Here is a 20,785-nt window from a genome sequence, read left to right on the forward strand (position 1 = left end):
GATCCCGGCCTGAACCTTTGGCGGCCGGTGACGGCCGCCATTCGGTCATTCGGCCGTTTGCCTCCGTGACGTTCGGCGCCGATCGGTTATTTGCCGACCGCGCCGCCGAGCAGGCCGCCCACCAGCGACGTCACCGGCGCGAGCGGATTGGCGAGACTGCCCGACGGCGTGCCGCCGCCGGTGCCGGTGCCGGTAGCGGAACCGTCATGCACGATCCACGGCATGCCGCCGGCCACGCTCGTCACCAGACCGGCGATCGGCACCGCGCCGTTCGCGCCGCTCGGGTTCACAAGCCCACCCACATTGCTCACCGTGTTGCCAACCGCTCGGACGAGTTCGCCGACACCGCTAACGACCGGCTGCGGCGACGCGGATGTCACCTTCCATCCGGCCGACGTGATGGCCCCGCCGACCTGCCCGAGCAGGCCGGCGACCGGCTGGCCGAGGCCGGTTGCCGTGCCGACCTGTTGCGTGAGTTGGCCTGCTGTCGTCACGAGCGGGGTGATCGCGGTGCTGAGCGCCTGCGTCGCCTGCTGGACCGGGCCCGACGACAGGGCCGAGCCGAGCATGGTGCCGCCCGACTTCAGACCGCCGGCCACCGTGTCGAGCAGGCCACCGACCGGCGTCGTGATCGGCGCCAGCGGCGACAACGGGCCGGTGCCGAGCGCCTTCACCGTTTCGCTGAAACCATTAACCGGGTTGCTGGTCGAGCCGACGATGGTGCCGAGGCCGGCGACCGTCGTGCCGACCGGGTTCGCCGTGAAGCCGATCTGGCCTATGCCGCTGCTCACGGCGTCCGAGGTATCGCGGACGAGCGTGCCGACGCCCATGAGCGTGTCGGCCGGCCCGGCGGTCACGCCCTTGCTGACGCCGCCGGGCAGGCTTGCGCCGCCTATCGTGACGCCCACGTCCGCGACGATCGAGCCGACGGAGGTGACGATACCGTTGGTGCCCGGCGTGCCGCTCGTTCCGCTGGTGCCTCCGATTCCGCTGGTGCCGCTGGTGGCGCCGCTTGTTCCGCTTGTTCCGCTTGTTCCGCTTGTTCCGCTTGTTCCGCTTGTTCCGCTTGTTCCGCTTGTTCCGCTTGTTCCGCTTGTTCCGCTTGTGCCGCTTGTGCCGCTTGTGCCGCTTGTGCCGCTTGTGCCGCTTGTGCCGCTTGTGCCGCTTGTGCCGCTTGTGCCGCTCGCGCCACTGGTCCCGCTCGTCCCACTGCTCCCGCTAGTGCCGCTCGTACTCGTCCCGACGTTGTTACCGGCCAGTTTCGGCGCAGTAACGTCATTGCCGCCGCACGCTGCCAGCGCACACGCCGTGGCAATGGCGGCGAGCGCAACGTTCGCCTTGATGAAATGATTTTGCATGGAAGTCCCCGTCAGCCATTCAGCGCGAACATTCCAGCAAGCATCTACCGTGCCATCTTCGTCGGCTTCGTTAACAATTCCTCAACCGCGCCGCGGCGGCTTTCCTGACGGCACTTTCCGGCACGACGCATCGCATGCGAGTCCAGCCCTGCGGTTCGATCCGCCCTCGCGTCCCCGCGACGCCGACGTAACACCGGCCCTGCGTTACGTAGCACGAGCGGTGAAAAACCGGCCGCGACCGCACCTCGCTTGCTCCCGCCCCGGCACCTCGCGCATGCCGCCGCTTCATCGAAAATCTCCCGTTACCTCGAAGACGCTTCCGCTGCGTGTGGAAGTCGCGCATCGCGAATGACTTGCGAACTCGGATGCCCCGTTCAAACGATCAACGTCGCACCGGCCCAGGCGATCAGCACGACGCCCAGCAAGCGCCCGACCAGATCTCCACCTGGCAGGATTTTTTCCGCGAACACGAACAGCGACAGCGCGGCAATCCAGACGACATTCATCACGCCGCCGACGAACAGCAGCGCCATCAGCAACCAGCAGCAGCCCACGCAATACATGCCGTGGCGCGCGCCGAGCAGGAAACTGCCGACGACGCCCGGACGCCAGTGCGAGACAAGAAAACCGGCCGGCGCGCGGCATTGCCGAAGGCACGCGCGTTTCAGCGGCGAGAATTGATAGAGCCCGGCCAGCGCGAGAACGACTGCGGAAAGAACAGCGCTCTTCGACCACAGCATCATTGCGGAGATCAGCCCGGCCGGCTGCAGCAGCGCCTGAAGCAACGCCGCGCCGATCGAGAACGCGAGCCATGCGGCCAGATAACCGGCCAGCAGCGACACCGACGTGAACGCGGCACCCGAGCCGTCCGCGCCGCGATCCCGCAGCACGCGCCGGTACAGCATCACGAGCGGCGCCGCGCTGGGCGTCATCATCGCGATCATCATCACCCACCACATCGCGATCACGGTCGGCAGCGACGGATCCATGCTGCCCATCCCGGCCGCCAGTCGATGCGGAAAGAGCGCGACCGTCGTCATCTCCAGCGCCGACATGCCGGTTCCCGCGCCCGTCCACAGATAGAACCAGCACGCGCCGACGAGCGCGGCCATGCCGAGCAGCGTGACGACGCGCTCGCGCCCGAGCCAGGTGTCGAACGGAGTCATGCCGCAACGCGATGCCGGATCAGCCCGTGGTTGTTCATGTGCAGCCGCGCGAACTGCGCGTAGGTTCCGTCGAGCGTCAACGCGATGTTGCCTTGCGAGCGCCCCGTGCCCGAACCGATCTCGGCAAGCTCGTATTCGAAGCCGTTCGGCAGGTCGATTCGCGCGCGATGCTCGGCGCCCGTCACCGGGTTAAGAATCGGATCGCCCGCAACGTCGAACACGCCGTCGACATGAATCCGGCCGCGCCGCGCATCGACATCGACGTCGAAATCGATCTTCGTGAAGATCGGCTCGAACGCATGCTCGAGCGTCGACGCATACACCGAGAACATCGTCGCAAACGGATCGGTATCCTGACCGGTCATGATCTTCAGCACCGCTTCGCGCTGTGCCGGGCTGGCGCGCTCGTCGACGATCGGCTGGCACTTGCCCCTGCCTTCGTGGACCGCCCCCGGCCACTGAAACACGACAGCGATCCTGACGCCGTCGAGCACCACGTCGCCGTAGTGGCCGCTGTCGATCGAAATCGCGCCCATCGCTTCGCAATTTCCGTTGGTCGGCAACGCACTGAACTGGCAAGGACAACCGTATGAGCAATTGCAACTGATCAATTCGGTGCCCTGAATCTCCCACGGAGTCATGACTCCACCTCGCGCTCGGTGACATATGAACGCTTCGAATCTAGTGCACGGCACTGGGGAAATCAAAGCCGGAATGGAAGCCCGGTTCGACGCGTGAAACCCGTGCGTTCCAGCCTTACGCGTGACGGTCCGAACTACTCGACGAAGGCGGTTCCGGCCACCGTCGTCGCACCCCGGATCTCACACGAGCAGCGATGCGACGATCGCACACCACGCGGCGCGCGCGCCGCACGGAAACACTCGCCGAGGATCGCCGTGATCTCTTCCGCCGGCAGCAGCTCGCGAGTTCATTTCCGGTTCGATTGAATCAGGAGCGGCTTCGCCGCTGGCCAGCGAATACGCGTAGTCACGGATTGACAGAGTCGTTTCGATCGAGCGCCATGTTGCAGCCGATTCGTCGCACACGAACACGGGTGTCGCCCGTTAATCCGGCTTTCTCGCCGCCTCTGCGACAGCCACCCAGCCCATCACGGCGCCGGCGACCCAGCAACACGTGACCAGCAGGTCGAGATCCATCCAGCCTTCGAAATTCGCGCTGTTTTCGAAGCTGCAGCGCTGATGGCCCCTGACCCACATGCAGCCGCTGATGAACTGCTGAATGTGCATGTAGACGTTGAACACCGCAAAGGCGGATGTAATGACGGCGACCCGCAGGCGTATGCTCGTTTTCATTGGCGCTGAAGGCGTGGGATGAACTGCTGCCGATCTTAAGCCAACGGCGACGTGTGACGCAATCGATCCGGTATCGGCCCGATCATCGTGGCTTGCGCGCCGCGATATTTGCCGGCGCGGCCGCTCAGTCGACGGGTGCGGCGGTAGCGGCAGTCAGCGTGCAGCGCGCGCGGCAGGCGGCGCGACGCGTCGCGGCCTGTCTCACGCACGCACCGGCTTCACACTGCGCCACCCGTGCGCCGCCATACCCGTCAGCGATGCCTCCCGCCGTGCCGGCGCCGCCGGTGTTCCGCACGCGCCTGCAGCAGCGTCGGCATCAGTTCCTCGATGTATTGCCGCGCCTGCCCGCGCGTCACGATCTCGCTGAAGCGCAGATGGGCGTTGTCGTGACCGACCAGCGCCGCATGCGCTTTCTTCAGGATGTGCAGATAGGCGATCAGGCTCGTACCGTCGCGCACGGGCAGCGCGTCACGCGGGTCCGGGGGCGTGCTCATGATCCAATCCTTTGCGGGCAGTCGGTGCGGCAGGTGGTCGTCACGAGCGCCAGCAGATCGTTGGCGAGGCGGTCGCGATCGGTCAGCGGCGCGAGGCCGAACAGCCGCTCGAGCGTCGCGGCGACCGACGCATGATCGTACGGCGTGTGGTCGACCTTCCCGGCCGCGACCCACGGCGAAATCACGATCGCCGGCACGCGCACGCCATACACGTCGAAGCCGAAGCCGCTCGCATTCAGCGTCGCGGCCGCACCGTCGTTCGGCGGCGGCGCGGCGCCCGGCCTGACCGAATCGTAGAAGCCGCCGTGCTCGTCGTAGACGATCACGAACAGGCTGCGGTTCCACACCGGCGAATTGCGGATCGCGTTGTACACACGCGCGGCGAGCTGGTCGCCGCCGGCCAGCCCGTCCATCGGGTGTTGCGAGCTGCCGTTCCGGTAGGTGCCGTGCACGATGTCGCCGTAGCTGGGCTCGATGAACGTGTAGCGTGCCGTGTAGCCGGCCGCGAGATCGGCCTCGAAGTGCGCGAGATCGTCGACGTCGACGAAGCTCACGCCCTTCAGCGACGCGACCTGCGGCACGTGGCCGAGCGGATCGCCCGACTGATCCTGGTAGATGCGCCAGTTGTCGTCGCCGAGCGTGCCGAAGATCGAGCCCTTCGGATAACGGAAGCCGTCGAACGCCTCCCACCCGCCCATTTCTTCCCTGGTCGGCGAATGGTCCAGCCCGGCCGACGACGCGCCATGCAGGAAGAAGCGGTTCGGCCAGGTCGGCCCCGGCATCGACGCATGCCACGCGTCGCACAGCACGAACGCATTCGCGAGTGCGTACAGCGACGGCGCGTGCGTCCGCACGTCGGCGCCCTGCATGACCTTGCCCGCGTCGGCCGGCTGAGGCGGCGTGCCTTCGGAATGCGACGTCGCGTAGTTCGACACGAATCCCGAATTATTGACGCCCGGATAAGCCTGCCCTTTCACGAACGGCACGCCCGCGCCGCAGAGCTGTTCGAGCACGTCGGTGAATTCGTGACACGGGTCGGTCGGCATCCGGTCGGGCGCGCCGCCGCCGAACGGATAGACGGCGCCGCCGTACGCATTGCTGTCGCCCGGCGACGCGGCGACGATGTCGGCGATGCCCGACAGCGCGAACAGGTGATCGAACGAGCGGTTCTCGAGCATCAGCACGAACACGTGCTGGATGCGGTCCTGAACGGATGGGGATGCGGGGGCTGCGTCTGCACTCATGGCGCCTCCTGGCGTCGCGCGACGAATGTCCGGCTGGCACGGTCGTTGGCCTGCTGAAAGCGACTGAAGGATTTGAAAGCCATGCGCGCGGGCCGCGAATTGCCGACGAGTGTACGACCGTGCCGGCCCGCGCGTAAAGCCGCACGCGAACCGCGTTGCTGCGCGTGCGTTCACCCGCCCGTCGGCGCGCTTTTCAGTGTAACGACATCGGGCCGATGATCGCGTCGCTGCTATCGGACGACAACCGCTGGGTCAATGCGCAGCGCGTCGAGGTGTCGAGCGGGATGGCGCGCTGAACGTTGACTTTCGCGGGTCGGCCCGATACGATCGATGCACTTTCAAGACGCCCTCCCGGTCCGCCGGGAGGGCGTTTCGTTTTGGTTCCCGGACCAAAAGGAAACCCCTTGAAATGAACCGTATCGACACCTTCGCCTCCTGCCCGAACGCCGACCTCGACGGCCTCGGCTACCTGCGGCACGGCACCGGCCCCGAATGCGTGATGGTCATGCACGACTGGCTCGGCGACAGTACGAACTACGCGGCGCTGCTGCCGTATCTCGACGAAACGGCCTTCACCTACGTCTTCGTCGACCTGCGCGGCTACGGGACCTCCATCCACCTGAACGGTGCCTGCACCGTCGACGAGATTGCAGCCGATTGCCTCGCGCTCGCGGACCGGCTCGGCTGGCAGCGCTTTCACGTCATGGGCCATTCGATGACCGGCATGGCGACGCAGCGGATCGCCGCCAACGCGCCGTCGCGCATCAAGAGCGCGATCGCCGTGTGTCCGGTGTCGGCGGCCGGCAATCGCCTGAACGACGACGCGCGCGCGTTCTTCGCGAGCACGGCCGTGAGCGACGACGCGTTTCGCCGGCTCGTGCGATTCGTGACGGGTGGACTGTCGGCGCGATGGGCCGACGTGAAACTGCGGCAGAACCGCGAGCGCGTGGCGCCGGGTTGCCGGCTCGCCTATCTCGACATGCTGACCGGAACGGATTTCGTCGACGATATCCGCGGGCTCGACACGCGCTTTCTAGTGATCGTCGGCGACAAGGATCCGGGGCTCGACGAAGCGGCGATGCAGGCGACGTTCCTGGCCTGGCACCCGAACGCGCGACTCTTGAAGATTCCGAATTGCGGGCATTACCCGATGCAGGAATGTCCGCCGTATTTCGCGACGGTCGTCGAGGATTTCCTGAGAGACGTGGCCACCTGAGCGTTGAATACGCGCGGCGATCGGAGAAGATAGTGTTGGCCGCCGCGGCGTAACGACGCCGCCGGCGACCGACAAACGGCACGACCCGTGCCGTCCATCCGGTTCGTCCGCCCGCACGGCCGGACGGGAGTCGATCGGCGCTGTGCTGCGCGCGATCCTGACCGCTTAGCGGCGCGGTCCGCTGTTGCGTTGCGGACGCGGAGAATTCGCGTCCTTGTGACGGAAGTTGATGCGGCCCTTGGTCAGGTCGTACATCGACAGTTCCAGCGTTACGCGGTCACCCGCGAGAATGCGGATGTGGTTCTTGCGCATGCGGCCCGACGCATACGCGCCCACCACCACGCCGTTTTCCAGCGTGACACGGTATTTGCTGTCCGGCAGCACTTCGTCGACGATTCCGTCCAGTTCCAGCAGTTCTTCTTTTGCCAAACCAATTCCTCCAGACAAGGTGATTGACCGCGGCCGCGGCGATCTGCCCGGCGCCGTTTCCCGCAACGGGACGACGGCCGGCAGGCTGCCGGGTATCGGTTCGTTCAGACGGGCCACGGGCCTGTCTTGCGATCGGAGCCCGGCGCGTTGCGGCGTTCGGGCGGTCGGTGGCGGCGGCGCGATGAGCGCCGCGCAAGTAGTCGGGACCGCGCCGGCTGCTACGGCATGGCGGCGGTCTGCTCGGGTTGATGCGTTAAAGCGGTGATGCGCTGGCGAAGCGGCGCTCGCTTCGCGAGGGCGTTGTGTCGCACGCGGGTCACGCATGCGATGGGGAGGCGTCACGACCGATGCATCGTGAATGTCGCGATGCATCGGTCGTGCGCATCGGAACGCGCAGGCCACCGGAACCGCAGCGGCGCCCCGCGCGAAACTCCATCCGGCACCCGCCGCCGATCGGCGGCCGATGCCGATGCGGCTTACTGCGGCGTGATGTTCGACGCTTGCAGACCCTTCGGGCCGCGCTTCACTTCGAAGCTGACCTTCTGGCCTTCGGCCAGGGTCTTGAAGCCCGTGCCGCGAATTTCCGAGAAATGGGCGAACAGATCGTCGCCGCCGTTGTCCGGGGAGATGAAACCAAAGCCCTTGGTTTCGTTGAACCACTTGACGGTACCGGTATCCACAAATACTTCCTTAATACGAATAATTGAACATGCGCCCGCGACGGGCACAGAAAGAATCAAAGAGGGAGAGACCAACGACTGCCGCACACGGAGTGCGGCCAATGATGAGCAATCGAACTTCTTGAAGACTTCGGTCACGGACACTACGCGGTAGCGGCCGCCCCGTCAAGCTCTTTCGGTGCGACGCGCGCGCACGGGCGCCGCGCGCGCCTTATGTGGCGGGTGTTGTCGGCCGACGGAGCATATTTCGATGCCCCCCCGATTTTCGGCTGGGCCGCCGTTTTTTTGCCGCGGCTCCAACACGTGCTGCAGCGCCGGCGGCGAGGCGCCTTCGCGAATCCGCATTTCGAATGTCTCGCGCGCGACGCACGTCGCGCCACACGTCGGCCATGTCCAGGTAGAACCGCGAATACCAGTCGCGCATCTGGTACAGCGGGCCGTCGCCTTCGCACAGCAGCGGGTTGTCGATCCGCGTCTTGCTGTGCCAGATGTCGACGTCCTCGTAGAACGCGCGCTGCGCTTCCTTCACGTACGCGTTCGCGATCTCCAGGTTCTGTTCGTCGGTCAGCCCGGCCACCTTCTTCACGATCACGCCGTAACGCAGCTCGAAGCTGTTCATGCCGATCGGCACATGGCAGTTCAACAGCACCGAATGGATCGGCTGCCCGTTGCTCTGCCCTGTCATCTGCGTGATGTGCACGGCCGTCCCGAAATACGTCGACAGCGCGCTCAGGCTGTCGCCGCCGAGCTTCTCGCTGCGGCCGACCATCAGTTGCGTCGCCTTGTGATCCTCGAACAGGTTCGCGAAATAGTCGATCGGCGCGCGGTGCACGGTCGCGAAGTGCGCGACGTCCGAGATGTTGTCGACGAGTTCGCGGCAGTTGGCCTGGATCACCAACTTGTCGACGACCCAGTCCGACCATTCGCCGGAGAAGCACACATCGACGCGCGGAATCGCGACTTCCGCCGGCGGCGCGCTCGTCCATCTTCAGGTACAGCGCGCCGTCGGGTGCGTCGAGCGCCTGCATGCCCAGCACGTCTTCCGCGTAGCGGCGCCACGCATCGACGCGCGTCGCCTCGACGACGACATAGCCAAGCGCAAGGACATCGATCATGTCGGCGTCCTCCTGGTTCAGAATCCGTTGTTCGTGAAAGGATTCTGGCCGGTCGGGGGTGGCGTTACATCGTCTGTTGGGACGAGAGGCGGAGAGGAAACGGACGGGGCGGGCCGTGGAGGCGGTGCGGCGGGTTGGGTCAGCCGGGGGGCGTTCGGTAGGTTTGTGCGCCGGCACGCTGGCATCGGCTGAACGCGCGACCGACGGCGGCAAAAAGGCGGCCGCCCGGTCCAGACACATCGGCTTCGCGCCACCGTTCCGGTTGAACTCGTATGCGGTTTTCGAACCGATTCCCTCGATTGAATCTCGCGGCGTGGATTTGAAACGATGCAAGTTTTAATTCCATTAATGCCTCCGGATTTATTCGCACCCGACAATCACATTTAAATCAACCGGATTTCATTAAATTATAAAAAGTAATAAAGCTTATTATATAATGTTATACCATTGAGTCGATTTATAAGGTGTAAATTTGATTTGTTCTTTATTTCATCCAAACAAAATTCGCATTACATCCACTGCATTTTTGTTGATTCTTACCGACCACACCGGAGATGGCCCCAAGAAATTAAATTGGCGCACGATTTGCATTCCAATCGGCGAAAAACATTAACCAATCAATTAAAACAAAGCCCCTCCCACCGGCTCGATTGCTCAGCAACAACAAAGAGAGTTCATTGGAAGCATTTTCACGCAATGTCCTCGCAGTTTATTTAATTCGCCCAGCATAATTTTCGTGCTATCTGAGGGGCACCTCAATGTTCGACAGATATTTCGAATCTCAGAAAAACAACTCATAAGTTCGAAAGGAGATTCAAATGAGCAAACTGATCAGTAAAATCGCTGTTGTTGCTTTCGGTTCGTTGATCGCAACCAGCGCGCTGGCCCAGCAGATCAGAACGCAGGGAGGCGTGACGCAGATCACGTTACCCGAGCGCGGTCTCCAGGTGGCCACAGTCGATTTCAAGCACGCTCTGCCGATGCCGCTGCCAAGACCGCTCGTTGCGCCGCCTACCATGCTGGATTCACTGATGTACAACGCCAGGCCGGCGCTGGGCGTGCCGGGCTATGCGCAAGGCGGCGTTGGAGACGGCAGGCAAAGGCCGGTGCGACTGGTCGCGCCAGTCGATTTGAGTCAGTCCGGGGTCGAACCGCAGGAATACGGATCGTCGAACCAGCCATATACCACTAGCCAGGTGAATGCAAGCGGCGACAATACGCAGTATTACTATCCGTTCCGCGCAGCCGGCAAGCTGTTCTTCAACATCGGCTCGGCGACCTATCTGTGCTCTGCCTCCCTGATCAAACCGGGAGTGGTCGTCACGGCCGCGCACTGCGTCGCGAATTTCGGTCAGCGGCAGTTCTACTCGAACTGGGTATTCGTTCCGGCCTACAGTAACGGAACCGCGCCCTATGGCACGTGGAACGGAGCATCGGCCACCGTCATGACTTCCTATTACGACGGCACCGATCCATGCGCTGTCGCCGGTGTCGTCTGCCAGGACGACGTGGCCGTGATCGTGCTGTCGCCGCAAGCCGGATCGTATGCGGGCAATAGCACCGGATGGTATGGCTATGGTTGGAACGGCTATAGCTACACTCCGTCAGGACTCGCGCTGATCGACCAGCTCGGCTACCCGGTGGCTTTGGATAGCGGCGTCTACATGGAGCGTACCGAATCGCAAGGTTTCGTGTCCGCCAGCAACTCGAACAACACGATCATCGGATCGCTGATGACCGGGGGTTCGAGCGGCGGCCCGTGGCTCGTCAATCTTGGCATGCCGCCGACACTCAACGGCACGACCTTCGGCAACGCAGCCTTGCACAATATCGTGGTCGGCGTGACGAGCTGGGGTTATACGAACTCTGCGGTGAAGCAGCAAGGCGCGTCGCCGTTCACGAGCAGCAACATCGTGACGCTCGTGAATACCGTATGCGGCAGCACGCCGGCAGCGTGTTGAGGGCTGCCTGACGTAACGCGTCGCGCGTGGCATTGCGCTCGTCGTGCCGATTCGGCACCGCCGGTCGAAGCTTCACGCGACGCATCCTCTCCACTGCCCAGGGCCAACCCGCGCTCCGATCGAACGCGCGACGCTAGTCGAACGGATTCACCAGCCGGACCCCCGTCTTCGCGAAATCACCGACGTTGCGGGTGACGACCGTCAGGTCGTTGATGAGCGCCGTTGCGGCAATCAGCTTGTCCAGCGCGTGCTCCGGATGCGGGACACGCAGGTGGCCCCACAACTGGCCGACATCGATGTCGATCGGCAGGATGTTAGACGCATAGTCGGACATGAGCGCGGCCAGCCAGGCATCGAGTGTCGACGCCTGCTGCGAATCGCCGCGGCGGCGGATCATCTCGACGCCGCGGCGCAGTTCGGAAACCGTCACGACGGACAGGTAGAGACTGCCGCCGTCGTTTCCGGCTTCACGGAAGAAAGCGCGCACCCCGCTGTTCGCGCGCTTTCCCTTCCTGATTTCGCTGATGACGTTCGTATCAATCAAAAACATGCCTGACCTCGCCGGAATCCTGCACACGTTGGAAATCCGCGTCTTCGCCAACATCGGGCATGCTCATCAGCACTTGCGCGAATGTCCTTCGCTTCGGCCGGCCGAGCGCATCGGCCAGAATGGCTCGATGCTCGGCCTCGGCACTCCTGCCATTTGCCGCAGCCTGCTCTCGCAGGCTCTGAACGATACTGTCATCCACGTTACGCACCAGAAGATTTGCCATAGGTCCCTCCATCCAGGTTGCTATCAATGATAGCGCCATGACGGTGAATTGCAAGCATTGCTATCATCGTCATGGCTGGACGGAAGACGGTGGTTGGCGTCGGCGAACGGCCGCGGCCGGCATGAATCCAGCCGACTACCGCCGCTCGCCCGACACGTCGAACTGCTGTCCGCAAGGTAAGGCAGATCGGAACGACAGAAAAGACGGCCGAATGGCTATTCGCCGATGGAGGACCTGCGCAGGCACGCGTAGCCCCGCACGGAGCGGCTTCATTCACCGCCTCCCCGGCACATGCGGCCGCCGTCACGATGCGCGGTACGAACCCCGGCACGACACCGTGCAAGCAAGCTTGCTGTTTGCCGGACCGGGAACGCGTTGCCGTGCGCATGACCGATACGACATGCTCGGCGCACGTGCAGGATGCGGGCGCATCACGCGTGGCAGGTGCGCTACGCAGGCGGGATCGAGCATCGCGCACTGTCATCGGCTTCGCCGATGACAATCAATGTCTTCAGGCAGCTTCCCGATGGCCGCCGGAATCGGTACCATCGAGCGCTTGAAGACCGGCGGGCGCCGCGCGACCGTGCAACGGCGCCGCCCGCGCCCGGCCTTCGCACCGCCACTTCGCCATGTCCCGGGAACCCACACACTCCGTGCTGCTCTGGATCGTCGCCGCTGCGTTCTTCATGCAGTCGCTCGACACGACGATCGTCAACACTGCCCTGCCTTCGATCGCGCAAAGCCTGCACGCGTCGCCGCTCGCGATGCAGCCCGTCGTGGTCGCCTACACGCTGATGATGGCGATGCTCACGCCGGCGTCCGGCTGGCTCGCCGACCGGTTCGGCACGCGCCGCGTGTTCTCGGTCGCCATTCTCGTGTTCGTGCTCGCGTCGATCGGCTGCGCGGCGTCGCATACGCTCGGCCAGCTCGTCGTCGCGCGCGCCGTGCAGGGCATCGGCGGCTCGATGCTGCTGCCGATCGGGCGGCTCGCCGTGCTGCGCCGCGTGCCGGGCGAACAGTACGTCGCGGCGATCGCGTTCGTGTCGATCGCCGGCCAGCTCGGCCCGATAGTCGGGCCGACGCTCGGCGGCTGGCTCACGCAGGCGATTTCATGGCACTGGGTGTTCATCGTCAACGTGCCGGTCGGCGCGGTCGGCTTCATCGCCGTGCAGCGCTACCTGCCGCACGACCAGGCGAAACAGCCGCCGCCGTTCGACTTCATCGGCTGCGCGCTGCTGTCGGTCGCGATGATCGCGCTGTCGCTCGCGATCGACCCGCCGATGCCCGCGCATCGCGCCGCCTGGTCGGCCGGGCTCGCCGTGCTCGGCCTGGCGAGCGCGCTCGCGTACCTGCCGCATGCGCGGCGGCGCGCGCAACCGCTGTTCCGGCTCGGGCTGTTCCGCGAGCCGAACTTCGGTTCGGGGCTGCTCGGCAACCTGCTGTGCCGGATCGGCACGAGCGCGGTGCCGTTCATGCTGCCGCTGCTGATGCAGGTGCAGCTCGGCTATACGCCGCTGCAGTCGGGGCTGATGATGCTGCCGGCCGCGATCGCGGGCGTCATCGCGAAACGCTGGATCGCGCCGCTCGTGAAGCGCTTCGGCTACGCGACGTTTCTGGTCGTGAATACGGGGATCGTCGGCTGCGCGATCGCGGGGTTCGCGCTGGTGTCGGTGCGGCCCGCGCCGGTGCTGGAGATCGTGCTGCTGGTCGTGTTCGGCGCCGCGAACTCGATGCAGTTCGCGGCGATGAACGGCGTGACGCTGAAGGGGCTGTCGCATGCCGACGCCGGCAGCGGCAACAGCCTGTTCACGATGATGCAGATGCTGGCGATGGGGCTCGGCGTGTCGATCGGCGGCGGGCTCGTGAACCTGTTCGCCGCCTGGTGGGGCTCGATGGGGCGCGGGTTCATGCTGTCGTTCGCGTGCATGGGCGCCGTCACGCTGCTGTCGTCCGCCGTGTTCCGGCGGATCGATACGGCAACGCCGCCAGCCGGTGCGGCGGCGCGATCGTCCGCGTGAGCGCGGACGTCAGTTCGCCTGGCGGCGCTCGACGACGCGCTTGAGCACCCAGCGGATCGACGACCCGTCGGCCGGCGGCTGCGCGACGCGGTATTCGTCGACTTCGAGCGTGTACAGGTAACCGGGCTGGTACGCGAAGCCCTCGATGCCCGCGTACCACAGGCTCCACGCCGCGCTCGGGTTGCTGCGCACCTGCAGGCATTCCATCGGCGCGACACCCGTGCAGCGCGCGGATTGCGGCGCGACATAGATGGTCTTCGTCACCGGCCGGCCGTCGGCCGGGCGGGCCGCGTTCGGGGCCGTGACGGCCGCGTCGGTCTGGCATCCGGCGACGAGCGCGCTGCCGGCAATGACGGCCGCGCCGAGCAGCGTTCTGGAATGGCGAATCATCCGATGGTCCTCTGGAGGCGTTGGAGGGGCGGTTAGACGGACAGCGCGGCGCGAAAGTTTCCAGACAGCTTACAGAAGGCGATTCGCCACCGTCATGCCGGCCGGCGTCACGCGGCAGTCAACGCTGGTGCGAACGTCGCTGAACCGTGTGCTGTCGCTAGAGTGATGCATCCGTCGCACCGGTCGATCGACCGCGTTCGAGGGCATATTCACCGCATGACGATCGTGTACCATCGGCGCTTCCCGATACGCCATGCCGCGCGGCACGCACAGTGCCTCCCCCTTTCGCATGACCTCACCCGTTCCGTCCGGCGCCGCGCTGCGCCCGCTGCCTATCGATACGCTGACCGTGCCGGCCGCGCTCGACGGACGCGCGGGCACCAACCGCTCGGGCAGCGCGCATCCGCAGATCGCCGCGACCAACGATCTCGACGCCGTGCGCGCTTGGCTCGCGCGCTTCGTCGATACGCCGACCACGTTCCAGAACTACCGCAAGGAAGCCGAGCGCCTGCTGCTGTGGGCCGTGATCGCGTGCGGCAAGCCGCTGTCGTCGCTCACGCACGAGGATCTCGTCGTCTACCGGCAGTTCCTGCTCGCGCCCGCGCCAGCCGATGTGTGGTGCGCGAACGGCGGCCGCAAGCATCCGCGCGACGACCCGCGCTGGCGGCCGTTCTATGGGCCGCTGTCGGCGGCCAGCCAGCGGCAGGCGCTGGTGATCCTGAACGTGATGTTCTCGTGGCTCGTGCAGGCCGGCTACCTCGCAGGCAATCCGCTCGCGTTGTCGCGGCAGCGGCAGCGTCGTCCCGCACCGCGCGTCACGCGCCATCTCGGGCAACCGCTATGGCAGTCGGTCAAGGACGCGATCGTCGCGATGCCGCGCGACGATGCGCGCGCGTGCTTCCATGCGGATCGCGCGCGCTGGCTGTTCACGCTGCTGTATCTCGGCGGGCTGCGCATCACCGAAGCGGCCGATACGACGATGGGCCAGTTCTTCTGCCGGCGCGACGCGAACGGGCACGACCGCTGGTGGCTCGACGTGACGGGCAAAGGCGGCCGGCAGCGGCTCGTGCCGGCCACCGACGAGATGATGGCCGAGCTGTCGCGCTACCGGCGAGCGCACGGGCTGCCCGCGCTGCCGTCCGACGGCGAGCCCACGCCGCTCGTGCTGCCGCTCGGCCAGGCGCGCGAGCCGCTCACGCGCGCGGCGCTGCACCGGATCGTGAAGCAGGTGTTCCGGCACGCGGCCGACCGGCTGCGCGCGAACGGCGCGGCCGGCGACGAACAGGCGCGCGTGCTCGAACAGGCGTCCGCGCACTGGCTGCGCCACAGCGCGGGCTCGCATATGGCCGACGGCCGCGTCGACCTGCGGCTCGTGCGCGACAACCTCGGTCACGTGTCGCTCACGACGACGAGCCAGTACCTGCACGCGGACGACGACTGGCGGCATCGCGAGACGGAGGAGAAGCACCGGATCGGGTGGTAGGTGCTCCGCACGCTGCGCTCGGTAGCGTGCCGTCGATGTCGAAGCCGGCTTGCGTTTCGCACCGGCGTTCAGCGAGCGGGTTCGAGCCCGCTTCCCGGCACCCGCGCCGCGCACCGCGCTGAACGCCCCGCCCGATCAGTACACGGCCACCCAGTGCCCGGGCACCCACGCCCAGTGATTACCGGCCCACCGGTAATGCCCCTTCGCCCAGCGATAGCCGGGTGCCGGTGGTGGCGGCATTACTTCGACGAGCGGCGCCGGCTGCGGCGGCCGCACGGGTTCGACCACGCACGCTGACATCAGCGCGGCACTCGCGCTCACCAGTACCGCAAGCGAAACGGATCGGATCTTCATCTTCGATTCTCCCTTTTTGTGTAATCGGATGGCGGGGTCGAGCGCGTAAACGCCCCGCGTCACGCGGCGCCGCGAATCAGGCCGGTCATCGGCCGCGTCGCGCCGCTTTCCGCGAACAGCGCGGACGCAGTGCGGCGGGAATCGAGCCGCAGGCTTTCGGCGGCCGCGCCCGAGATCAGCGCATCGAGCGACGCGGTCGGCTTCAGGTCGCGGCCTTCGTACAGGTCGCCCGACCGCAGCCCCGGCCAGTCGGCGATCACGCGGCCGCCCGCGACCGCGCCGCCCGCCAGCATCGCAACCGACGCCTGCCCGTGATCGGTGCCGCCCGTGCCGTTCGCCGCGGCCGTGCGGCCAAACTCGGTCGCGACCAGCACCGTGGTCTGCTGCCATGCGGGCCCGAGGCCGTCGCGCAGCGCGGCGAGCATCGTGTCGAGCGCCTTCAGCTGATTCGCGAGCCGCGCGTTCTGCGCGCTGTGCGTGTCCCAGCCGCCCGTTTCGATCATCGCGATCCGCGGGCCGTCGTCGCGCGCGAGGAACGTCGCGGCAAGCTTGCCGACGCCCGCGGGATCCTGCCGCGCATGCGCGTCGCCGGCGAGGCCGCGCGCTTGCATCGCCGATTGCCACAGCGGGCCAAGCTGCGCGTCGGCCTCGTAAAGTGCCGACACGCGCGCGAGCAAGTCGTCCGGCGCGGCCGGCAAACCGGACGGCGCATACGACGCGGCCTGCACGGTGCCGCGCAACGCGAGCGGCACAGTCGGCGCGAACGCGATCGCGCTTTCGCGCGTCGCCGGCAGCAGCGCGGCGAGCCGGTTCAGCCAGCCGTCCTTCACCTGATACGGCGCGCGGCCGCCTGTTTCGAGCACGTTCTGCCCGTCGAAATGCGAGCGGTCGCGATACGGCGACGCGATCGCGTGGACGAACAGCGCCTGTCCGTCGCGGTATAGCTGCGCGGTCTGCACGAGCGACGGATGCAGCGCGAACGTGCCGTCGAGCCGCGTTGCGGCCGTCGTATCGATCGCGAGCGCGCCGCGCAGCGACGCATACGCGGGTTCGGCATACGGGACGACGATGTTCAGGCCGTCGGCCGCACCGCGCTGGATCACGAACACGAAGCGCCGATCGGTCTCGACGTTCGCGAACACGATCCGCGGCGCGACGAGGATCGCGCCTGCGCCGGCGGCGGCAACGCTCAGGAATTGTCGGCGGGACAGTGCCATGTTCACCTCCGTTGGAAATCGGGCGAGACGAGCAGCAGCGCGAGCGACGTGGTCGCGCTTTCCGCGCGCGACAGCGCGGCCGCGGTCGGCTCGCTCATCGAACCGGCGAGCAGCAAATTGCCGAGCGTGCGCGGGTCGAGCCGGTCGCCGGTGCGCGCGGCCAGGCGCTGCGCGATCTCGACGCGGCGTACGAGCGCGTCGGGCGCGGCCCAACTGGCGGCGACATCGTCATAGCCTGCCGGCGAACCCGGCCGCCACACCGGCTGGCCGAGCTGCGCGAGCAGCGGCGCGGCCTTCAGGTCGCCCCGATCGTCCATCTCGCGCCAGCCGAGCCCGCGCAGCGACGACACGGCCCACTCCCACGGTGTCTTGAACTTGCGGTTGACCGGCGACCACGCATCGGGTGCATCGACGAGCGCGCGATAGACGGTCGGCAGATCGCCGCCGCTCGCGTCGAACGCGCGCGCCAGCCGGTCGGTCAGCGAGGGCGGCGGATTGTCGGCGACGAAATGACGGGCAAGCTGGAACGCGATGTGCCGACCCGTCGCATCCGACCGCGCGAGGTCGTGCAGGATCGCGCGCGCCTGCGCTTCGCCCGGCTGGTCGTAGGTGCGCCCCATTACCGTACGCGTGCCCGGTTCATGCAGATTCGGGCGGAACACGAACGCGCCGGGAGCGGCATCGCCCGGCTGTGGGCCGCGTCCGCCCGCGATGCTCCAGCCCGTCAATGCGCGCGCGAACTCCGTCACGTCGGCTTGCGTGTAGCCGGTGCGCACGCCGAGCGTGTGCAGTTCCATGATTTCGCGCGCGAGGTTCTCGTTGAGCCCGCGCTTCGCCGACGGATTGCGTGCTTGCGCGCGCAGTGCGGCTGCGCTGTCCGGGCCGACCGAGCGTGCCTGGTCGAGAAAGACCTGCATCGCGGGATGCTGTTCGACGGCGACGAGCATGTCCTCGAAGCGGCCGAGCACGTGCGGTCGGATCGCGTCGCGTTCGAACGCGCCCGCGTACGCGGCCACCTGCCCCTTGTCGACCGACACCGCGAAATGGTTCGCCCAGAAATGCACGAGACGCTCGACAAACGGCGCGGGCGTGTTCAGCGCGCTGTTCAACCGGGCGGCGACGGCGCTGCGATATGCATCGTAGCCGTCGCGCCGGATCGATTGCGCGGTCGCGCGTTTCGCGGCCGCGTCGTCGCCCGTCATCGCGTTGCGCGCGTTCGCGAAGCGCGTCGCGAGCGCGACCGCGTCCGGTTCGCCGGCCCACGCGGCGGGCCGCGCGTCGTAACGGCCGAATTGCGCGACCAGCGCCGCCTTCGGGTCGGCAGGCGGCGCTTCGTCGGCCCGCGCGCCGAGACCGAAGCGGTTCAGCGCGATCGCGGCCGGCGTGGTGTCGTTCGGGTGGTCCATGACGGGCTCTCTTGCGGTGCGTACCTGCGTTTAACGCGGGCATGCAGGGAAATCCGTCGCGGGGATGGCAAATATTTTTTGGATCGGAGAAACGAGGAACGAGAGAGTCGGTGGAGGTGATGCACGGCAACGGCGCAAGTCATCGACACGCAACGGCGCGTGCGATTCATCTCGTGCACGCATTGCGCATGACCGAACGCGAATGTCGGCGACACGCATACCGCGTGTCGCACTGTCTGATGCTTACTGGCTTACTGACTCGCCGGCTTACTGGCTCGCCGGCGCATCCGGCTTTTTCTGCAGTCTCGGCGGCAGACGCCAGTTGCCGCTGCGCTGCAACCCGTCGACGAACTTCACGCGCTCTTCGGGCGTCAGCGTCGCCGCGAAATCGACGACGCTGCGCTCGACCTGCACACGCATCGCGGTATCGGCCGCGCGCGTGCGGTCGAGCGCAGCGTCGATCGCCGCCCGATCGAGTTGAGGCGCGGCGAGCAGATCCAGTACGGCGATCCGGCCGTCGCGCCCTTCCCGCGCGAAATCGCGGCCGTTCTTGCGCGCGGCCTTCAGCGCGGCGGCAAACTCGCGCTGCCGCGCATCGGGCAATTCGTCCGCCGCGAATCGCAACGCGGTGCGCTGCGCGGGCGCGCCTGCCGCAAGCTGGTCGCGAGGCGTCGAGAACCACTGATACACGCCGCCGCCGATCGCGCCGAGCATGAACACGTTCAGCACGACCGAGCCGACGAGGATGAATTTCCAGCCGCGTTCGCTCATTCACCCCCCCAATCCACGCTCGGGCCGCCGAACGTCGTCGTCAGATAGTCCGGCTCGTGCGGCGACGTCGGCACGCTGCCGAGCATCAGCATCGACACGGCCACCGCGCCCGCCAGCGCACCGGCCAGGCCGACGCCCGCGAACGCCGCGCCCGACCACCACACGTTGCCGCGCCGCCGCGCGCGGTGCGGCGCGGGTGCCGACGCGACGATGCGCTCGACGAGCGCCGGTGCAGGCGGCATGACCGTATCGTACGAGAGCCATGCATCGAGGTCGGCGGCATCGTCCAGTGCCAGCAGCGCGTCGCGCGGGTTCGCGCGCGCCCATGCCTCGGCGGCCGCGCGCTCGCCGTCCGGCCAGCGCCGCGCGTCCGAGCCGTACGCGGCGACGATGGTGCGAAATCGTTCGGGTGTCATCGCTTGTCCTCGCTAGGTGGGTCGCCGGCCAGTTGCGCGCGCAGGTTGCGCCTCGCGCGGGCGAGCAGGCTTTCCAGCGCATCGACGGTGATGCCCATCAGGTTGGCTGCTTCCACATTCGACATTTCCTGATAGTACTGGAGCACGAGCGCTTCCCGCTGCCGCGGCGGCAGCGCGGCAAGCGCCTGCCGCACGCGCGCGTCGCGCGAGCGCAGTTCCGCATGCGCGGCCGGCTCCGGTTGCGGGTCCGGCACGTCGGGCAACGTATCGACGGGCTCCTCGCGCCGGCCGCGCAACCGGTCGTAGCACAGGTTCAGCACGACGCGATGCAGCCACGTGTCGAAGCGCGCCTCGCCTTCGCGCCAGCGCGGCGCCTGATTCCAGATTCGCAAGAACGTCTCCTGTGCGACGTCCTCGGCTTCGTTCCGGTCGCCGAGCATGCGCGTCGCCAATGCGAGCAGCCGCGGCAGCTTGCGCGCGACGAGCATGCGCACCGCCGACGAATCGCGCGCGCCGACGCGTGCGACGAGTTCCGCGTCCGGATCGCGGTCGCCGCGATCGTTCAACGCCGCCTGCTCCGTCGCGCAGCGCGCATGCGCCGCCCTGTGCCGGCAGGTGTGCCCGCCGCCCGGCTGAAGCTCATCGTCGTGCTCTCCTTGCATGCGTCGGGCCATCGCCGCGCGGCGCCACGCCGACGGTTCGGCGGCGCCGTGCGCATCGCGCGCGGCGTCGCACACGGCGTCGGCCATGTCCGTTTCATCGACATCCGTGTCGCGCGGCATATCGATCCTGTCGGCCGGTTACGCGACCGTCGGCCGGCGTGCTCAATATACGACGACCGGCGCGGGCCGGTAATACACCGGACGCGCCGGCACCACGACGCAGCCGGCCAGCACGATGGCCGCGGCTGCCAGTATCACGATGGTTCGAAAAGGCATGGCTTCGACTCATGATTTTGCGTGAAGGATCCGCCGCGCCGGC

General features: G+C 66.8%; 20 protein-coding genes and 4 pseudogenes. 5 read left to right on the forward strand and 19 right to left on the reverse strand.

Going from position 1 to position 20,785, the window contains the following annotated elements; all coding sequences use genetic code 11:
• Positions 1–86: 86 nt before the first annotated feature.
• The 6 genes from ACPUER_RS13020 to ACPUER_RS13045 form a co-directional block, all read right to left on the reverse strand.
• Positions 87–1,358 (reverse strand): collagen-like triple helix repeat-containing protein, encoded by a 1,272-nt coding sequence (locus ACPUER_RS13020; RefSeq protein WP_425131301.1) that lies wholly within the window; start codon positions 1,356–1,358, stop codon positions 87–89.
• 374 nt (positions 1,359–1,732) lie between these two features.
• Positions 1,733–2,524, reverse strand: a complete 792-nt coding sequence (locus ACPUER_RS13025) for a DUF2182 domain-containing protein (protein ID WP_425131302.1) — start codon at positions 2,522–2,524, stop codon at positions 1,733–1,735.
• Positions 2,521–3,165: a DUF1326 domain-containing protein gene (locus tag ACPUER_RS13030; RefSeq protein ID WP_175963536.1), complete on the reverse strand. Its 645-nt coding sequence runs from the start codon at positions 3,163–3,165 to the stop codon at positions 2,521–2,523. Before ACPUER_RS13030 ends, ACPUER_RS13025 begins: the two co-directional genes overlap by 4 nt.
• A gap of 423 nt (positions 3,166–3,588) precedes the next feature.
• Positions 3,589–3,837, reverse strand: a complete 249-nt coding sequence (locus ACPUER_RS13035; RefSeq protein WP_072438631.1) for a hypothetical protein — start codon at positions 3,835–3,837, stop codon at positions 3,589–3,591.
• Between the two features lie 251 nt (positions 3,838–4,088).
• Complete coding sequence (locus ACPUER_RS13040) at positions 4,089–4,331, reverse strand: hypothetical protein (RefSeq protein WP_310137748.1); 243 nt, start codon at positions 4,329–4,331, stop codon at positions 4,089–4,091.
• The gene (locus ACPUER_RS13045) at positions 4,328–5,575 is read right to left on the reverse strand and encodes an alkaline phosphatase family protein (protein WP_425131303.1); all 1,248 of its coding nucleotides are present in this window, start codon (positions 5,573–5,575) and stop codon (positions 4,328–4,330) included. The genes ACPUER_RS13040 and ACPUER_RS13045 overlap by 4 nt, the downstream gene beginning before the upstream one ends.
• Positions 5,576–5,760: 185 nt before the next feature.
• Here ACPUER_RS13045 and ACPUER_RS13050 point away from each other — a divergent pair.
• Positions 5,761–5,871, forward strand: a pseudogene (locus tag ACPUER_RS13050) (3-oxoacyl-ACP reductase); the annotation flags it as partial.
• Between the two features lie 113 nt (positions 5,872–5,984).
• Complete coding sequence (locus tag ACPUER_RS13055; RefSeq protein ID WP_425131304.1) at positions 5,985–6,791, forward strand: alpha/beta fold hydrolase; 807 nt, start codon at positions 5,985–5,987, stop codon at positions 6,789–6,791.
• A 165-nt stretch (positions 6,792–6,956) separates the two neighbouring features.
• Here the strand turns inward: ACPUER_RS13055 and infA are convergent, their stop codons facing one another.
• The 4 genes and pseudogenes from infA to ACPUER_RS13075 all read right to left on the reverse strand — a co-directional run.
• The gene (gene infA, locus ACPUER_RS13060; protein ID WP_034180178.1) at positions 6,957–7,220 is read right to left on the reverse strand and encodes a translation initiation factor IF-1; all 264 of its coding nucleotides are present in this window, start codon (positions 7,218–7,220) and stop codon (positions 6,957–6,959) included.
• Between the two features lie 476 nt (positions 7,221–7,696).
• Positions 7,697–7,900, reverse strand: coding sequence for a cold-shock protein (locus ACPUER_RS13065; protein WP_006483056.1), 204 nt, complete (start codon positions 7,898–7,900; stop codon positions 7,697–7,699).
• Between the two features lie 288 nt (positions 7,901–8,188).
• Positions 8,189–8,879, reverse strand: a pseudogene (locus ACPUER_RS13070) (3-ketosteroid-9-alpha-hydroxylase); the annotation flags it as partial.
• A pseudogene (locus ACPUER_RS13075) lies at positions 8,875–9,015 on the reverse strand (VOC family protein); the annotation flags it as partial. The pseudogenes ACPUER_RS13075 and ACPUER_RS13070, both read right to left, overlap by 5 nt.
• 736 nt (positions 9,016–9,751) lie before the next feature.
• Between ACPUER_RS13075 and ACPUER_RS13080 the strand changes: the two are divergent.
• A pseudogene (locus ACPUER_RS13080) lies at positions 9,752–10,976 on the forward strand (trypsin-like serine peptidase).
• A 133-nt stretch (positions 10,977–11,109) separates the two neighbouring features.
• On the opposite strand, the gene ACPUER_RS13085 reads toward ACPUER_RS13080, so the two are convergent.
• Together ACPUER_RS13085 and ACPUER_RS13090 are read right to left on the reverse strand one after the other, a co-directional pair.
• Positions 11,110–11,526, reverse strand: coding sequence for a type II toxin-antitoxin system VapC family toxin (locus ACPUER_RS13085; RefSeq protein ID WP_175963584.1), 417 nt, complete (start codon positions 11,524–11,526; stop codon positions 11,110–11,112).
• Positions 11,513–11,749 carry a FitA-like ribbon-helix-helix domain-containing protein gene (locus ACPUER_RS13090; protein WP_175963531.1) on the reverse strand — a complete coding sequence of 79 codons (237 nt, stop codon included), beginning with the start codon at positions 11,747–11,749 and terminating at the stop codon, positions 11,513–11,515. Before ACPUER_RS13090 ends, ACPUER_RS13085 begins: the two co-directional genes overlap by 14 nt.
• Positions 11,750–12,378: 629 nt before the next feature.
• On the opposite strand from ACPUER_RS13090, the gene ACPUER_RS13095 reads away from it, so the two are divergent.
• The gene (locus ACPUER_RS13095) at positions 12,379–13,767 is read left to right on the forward strand and encodes a DHA2 family efflux MFS transporter permease subunit (protein ID WP_175963530.1); all 1,389 of its coding nucleotides are present in this window, start codon (positions 12,379–12,381) and stop codon (positions 13,765–13,767) included.
• A gap of 9 nt (positions 13,768–13,776) precedes the next feature.
• Here ACPUER_RS13095 and ACPUER_RS13100 read toward each other — a convergent pair whose 3' ends face one another.
• Complete coding sequence (locus tag ACPUER_RS13100; protein WP_425131305.1) at positions 13,777–14,157, reverse strand: DUF4377 domain-containing protein; 381 nt, start codon at positions 14,155–14,157, stop codon at positions 13,777–13,779.
• Between the two features lie 253 nt (positions 14,158–14,410).
• Between ACPUER_RS13100 and ACPUER_RS13105 the strand changes: the two genes are divergently transcribed.
• Positions 14,411–15,640 (forward strand): tyrosine-type recombinase/integrase, encoded by a 1,230-nt coding sequence (locus ACPUER_RS13105; protein ID WP_425131306.1) that lies wholly within the window; start codon positions 14,411–14,413, stop codon positions 15,638–15,640.
• 135 nt (positions 15,641–15,775) lie between these two features.
• Here ACPUER_RS13105 and ACPUER_RS13110 read toward each other — a convergent pair whose 3' ends face one another.
• The 6 genes from ACPUER_RS13110 to ACPUER_RS13135 all read right to left on the reverse strand — a co-directional run bounded on the left by ACPUER_RS13110 (position 15,776) and on the right by ACPUER_RS13135 (position 20,586).
• The gene (locus tag ACPUER_RS13110; RefSeq protein WP_072438653.1) at positions 15,776–15,994 is read right to left on the reverse strand and encodes a YXWGXW repeat-containing protein; all 219 of its coding nucleotides are present in this window, start codon (positions 15,992–15,994) and stop codon (positions 15,776–15,778) included.
• Positions 15,995–16,053: 59 nt separating this feature from the next.
• Entirely contained in the window at positions 16,054–17,211 is a 1,158-nt protein-coding gene (locus ACPUER_RS13115; protein WP_425131307.1) for a DUF1501 domain-containing protein, read from the reverse strand.
• Positions 17,212–17,213: 2 nt separating this feature from the next.
• On the reverse strand, positions 17,214–18,617 hold the full coding sequence (locus ACPUER_RS13120) for a DUF1800 domain-containing protein (RefSeq protein ID WP_425131308.1): 1,404 nt from the start codon (positions 18,615–18,617) through the stop codon (positions 17,214–17,216).
• Between the two features lie 267 nt (positions 18,618–18,884).
• A complete protein-coding gene (locus ACPUER_RS13125; RefSeq protein ID WP_425131309.1) occupies positions 18,885–19,388 on the reverse strand; it encodes a periplasmic heavy metal sensor in 504 nt (167 codons plus the stop codon).
• Positions 19,385–19,804, reverse strand: coding sequence for a hypothetical protein (locus ACPUER_RS13130; RefSeq protein ID WP_425131310.1), 420 nt, complete (start codon positions 19,802–19,804; stop codon positions 19,385–19,387). Before ACPUER_RS13130 ends, ACPUER_RS13125 begins: the two co-directional genes overlap by 4 nt.
• Complete coding sequence (locus ACPUER_RS13135; RefSeq protein WP_425131311.1) at positions 19,801–20,586, reverse strand: RNA polymerase sigma factor; 786 nt, start codon at positions 20,584–20,586, stop codon at positions 19,801–19,803. The genes ACPUER_RS13130 and ACPUER_RS13135 overlap by 4 nt, the downstream gene beginning before the upstream one ends.
• Positions 20,587–20,785: the final 199 nt, after the last annotated feature.

Source organism: Burkholderia sp. DN3021 (assembly GCF_049805555.1).
Classification (GTDB): domain Bacteria; phylum Pseudomonadota; class Gammaproteobacteria; order Burkholderiales; family Burkholderiaceae; genus Burkholderia; species Burkholderia pyrrocinia_C.